1 protein-coding gene is annotated in these 1,093 nt (G+C 40.4%); it reads left to right on the forward strand.

Annotation, left to right across the window (positions count from 1 at the left end):
- The coding region (locus tag KRZ98_RS05035; protein ID WP_217672580.1) for a hypothetical protein at window positions 1–184 on the forward strand (184 nt) is incomplete at its 5' end.
- Between the last annotated feature and the right edge of the window lie 909 nt (window positions 185–1,093).

Raw genomic sequence — 1,093 nt, forward strand, 5'->3', positions numbered from 1 at the left:
AGTGACAATTTCCTTGTCTTCTGGGAGATTCCTTTTGCACAAAGTAAAACAGCTTAGGGAAGAGCTACAAACCAACCACAGAGTAGACTTTGAAGCCCCACAATGCACTGTGAAATCACAGTGCTGTATCATCAAATACACCAAGCGCTTTACCACAGGTGAGGGCCTGGAGGTCTATCATTAGGGATTTTCAGGGTTCTGATATACTCATTTCTTTTGTGGGCCTCTGCAGTGTGCATGTGTAGAGGGAAGTCTCTGTTCCATATGGTCCTGTAGCCCTTTAGTCCCAAATAAACACACAGAGATGTTTTCTTACTTATGAATGCCCAGCCTTAGTTGGCTTGTTTCTAGCCAGCTTTTCTTAAATTATCCCATCTACCTTTGTCTCTGGGCGTTTCCTTTTCTATCCATGTATACCTGTCTTTGTTTCTTACCCTGTGGCTTGCTGTGTAGCTTGGTGGCTGGCTCCTGGAGTCCTCCTCCTCCTTCTCTGCCTACTTCTTTCTCTCTCTCTAGATTTCTCCTTCTATTTATCCACTCTGCCTGCTAGCCCTGCCTATCCTTTCTTCTGCCTCACCATTGGCCATTCAGTTCTTTATTAGAGCATCAGGTGTTTTAGACAGGCAAAGAATCACAGCTTAACCAAATGCAGCATAAACAAAAGCAACACATCTTTACATCATTAAACAAATATTCCAGAAAATAAACAAATGTAATATACCTTAAAATAATATTCTACAATAATGTATCTTGTCTGAGGAGTAAGATTAAAATAGATTGGGTTTTATTTTAGTTTTTAGCTTTTCAAGACAGGGTTTCTTTTGTTTGTTTTTTTTGGGGTTTTTTGTTGTTGTTGTTTTTCGAGACTGGGTTTCTCTGTGTAGCTTTTGGAGCCTGTCCTGGCACTCACTCTGTAGACCAGGCTGGCTTTGAACTCACATAGATCTGCCTGCCTCTGCTTCCTAAGTGCTGGGACTAAATGCATGCGCTACCATGCCCAGCTTAGATTAGGTTTTTAAAAAGTTAGTGTAAATTAGAAATTATGTAATTTCTTGTTTTCTCATAATAAGAGCCCTAGGGTGTTCTAAATATG

Origin of the sequence: Sphingobium sp. AS12 (assembly GCF_019097845.1) — a bacterium.
GTDB lineage: Bacteria > Pseudomonadota > Alphaproteobacteria > Sphingomonadales > Sphingomonadaceae > Sphingobium.